General features: G+C 77.3%; 2 pseudogenes. One reads left to right on the forward strand and one right to left on the reverse strand.

Features of this window, described 5'->3' with window-relative positions:
• Window positions 1–187 precede the first annotated feature (187 nt).
• Window positions 188–2,374: pseudogene (gene lanM / locus AB0G13_RS34510) on the reverse strand (type 2 lanthipeptide synthetase LanM); the annotation flags it as partial.
• Here lanM and AB0G13_RS34515 point away from each other — a divergent pair.
• Window positions 2,280–2,489 (forward strand): annotated as a pseudogene (locus AB0G13_RS34515) (hypothetical protein); the annotation flags it as partial. The pseudogenes lanM and AB0G13_RS34515 sit on opposite strands and share 95 nt — an antisense overlap.

Consider the following 2,489-nt stretch of genomic DNA (forward strand, 5'->3'; position numbering starts at 1 on the left):
GTGTTCTTCGAGGTCATGCTGGTGCCGATGTACTTCCTCATCGGCAGCTACGGCGGCCACCAGCGGCAGTACGCGGCGGTGAAGTTCTTCCTCTATCGAAGCCCACCTGCGTCGGCGGGTCGTCCCGGTCGACCACGTCGACGAGTCGGTCGGCCCAGCTGCGGGCGAGCGACGCTGCCGGCGCGTGGCCCAGCTCGGCGTGCACCGCGTCCATGGCGGCGAGGCAGCCTGCGCCGCCGTCGGCCCAGGCGACGGCCGGGGACCCCGCGCTGGCGGCGGCCAGGCCCACCGCCGCGCGGGCCTGCCCGGCGAGGCCGGGGTCGGCCAGCAGGGTGGACAGCCGGGCGAGTCCGTACGCGATGCCGCCGAGGCCGTACAGCCCGCCGGGGCCGATCGCGGCGGTCAGGTCCGGGCGCGCGCCGAGCAGCCGGAACAGCCCCGGCACCCCGCCGACGGCCCGGTGGGCCAGCTCGGCGTAGCGGGCGGTACCGGTCACCGCGGCGAGCTGGCCGAGGAAGAGCGCGACCCCGAGGTGCCCGTTGGCCAGCCCGGCCCCCATCGGCAGGACGAGCCACTGCCGGTCGTCGACCAGCTCCAGGCCGAGCCAGTTCACCCGGCCCGCGCCGGCCACGCTCCGGGCCTGGATCTCGTCAGCCACCGCGCACGCCGCGGCGAGCAGGCGCTCCGGCGACGCGGCGGCCTCCGCGACCGGACGTGACGTCGGCACGGCGGCGTGCCGGCCGTCGACCGGGCGACGGGTCGCGAGCGTCGCCGCGACGATCCACTCCTGGTGCCGCCGGTCGGCCTCGCCCAGCGTGGCGATCTTGCCCAGCGCGGCGTCGAGCCCACAGCGGGCCAGCGGCACGGGCAGCGGTCCGCCGCCACCGGCGACCCGGACGGCCCGGCTGCCCGGCGTGCCCTCGAACAACGGGACGTCGCCCGCCCACAGCGCGGCGACCTCGTGCCGCGGGAACTGGGCGAGGAACGGGTGCCCGCCCGCGCTGGACCAGAGGACGCCGAACGCGCGGTCCCGCTCCAGCGCGTCGCCGAGCACGTCCGGGTGGGTGGTCTCGGTGAGCAGGGTGTGGTACGCCGAGGTGGGGCGGGCGACCAGCCGTACCGGGACGTCGGCGCAGGAGGCGACCAGGTCGGTGAACTCCCGCCGGTGCGCCCGGATCGTCTCGTACGCCAGCCGGAACCCCGCCCGCAGCGCGGGCTCGTGGGCGCCGGGATCCACCACGTCGTCGCCGACGCGGGGTCGGTTGCGACCGCCGACGAAGTCGACGGCCCGGCGGGTCAGCCGCATCCGGTCGGTGCCCGGGTCGGCCCAGTCGAGCGCGCTGGCGGGTGCGGGCCCGCCCCGGTCGCCGCCGACGCCGGACAGGTCCATCGCCCCCTGGTCGCCCACGACGATCACCGGCACGAGGCCGGTCCGGTGCACCGAGGCGGTCAGCAGGTCCGCAGCCGGGTCGCCGGTGCCCACCGGCTCGCCCAGCGCGGGGTGGAAGAGCGTCTCGGTGTCCACCACGACCGGGGTGTCGCCGGCGGCGATCAGGTTCTCGTAGTGCATGTCCGTGGCGTGCAGGGCGTGCAGCAGCGCGACCAGGGCGCCCTGCCGGCGGTAGAACCCGTCCGCCTGCTCCGGGTGGCTCAGCGCCGTCGCGTCGACGTACTCCGACCAGCCGTAGCCCGGCCGGGTCAGGGCGGCGACCCCGCGCAGCCCCAGCCCCAGCCCCGGCGCCCGCCGCTCCAGCCAGTCGACGAACCCGGTGAAGCGCACCTGGGAGGCCAGGTCGCGCGGCTTGTAGACGACGCGGCGGCCGTCGGCGAAGCGCAGCACGGTGGTCGTACGGCCGCCGGTGTGGGCGTCGCCCAGGTTGCTGCGGACCGCGACCAGCGGGCCGGGGTCGCCGTCGCCGAGCAGGGTTTCCACCAGCTCGTCGCGGTCGGCGACGAATCGGGTCAGCAGTTCGAGCGCGGACCGGGCGGCCGCCGTGGCGGCCTGTGCCAGCAGGCGGGCCAGCACGGGATAGCGGTCGACCAGCCCGGCCAGCCCGGCCGGGTCGCAGAGCTGTGCCACGAAGTCGGCGAACCGGGCCCGGCCGTCGGCGCCGGCGAGCCGGCCGGCCGCCCGGCGTCGGTGCAGCTCCGAGACCAGCGTGCGGGCCGCGACGGCGAGCAGGTGGCGACCCAGTGCGGCGGCGAACTGGTCGGTGAGGGCGGCCAGCTCGACCGTCCTCTCCGTCGCGAGTCGGCGGGCTCCGGCGAGGAACCGGTCGGTGGCGACGTCGACGAACGGTCGCAGGGGCGCGGTGAGCGCGGCCCGCCAGTCCGCCGGGTCCGCCGGCGGCCGGGGCGTGGTCGCGGCGACCAGCGCCGCCTCGACGGTCTCCGCCGCCGGCGTCCGGACCTCCTACCGTGGCCGGATGCGCACACGCTTCGCCGCCGTCCACGACTGCTTCGCCGAGCTGCTCGCCGAGGGCCGGGAG

It is taken from the genome of Micromonospora sp. NPDC023633 (assembly GCF_040640035.1).
Classification (GTDB): Bacteria; Actinomycetota; Actinomycetes; order Mycobacteriales; family Micromonosporaceae; genus Micromonospora.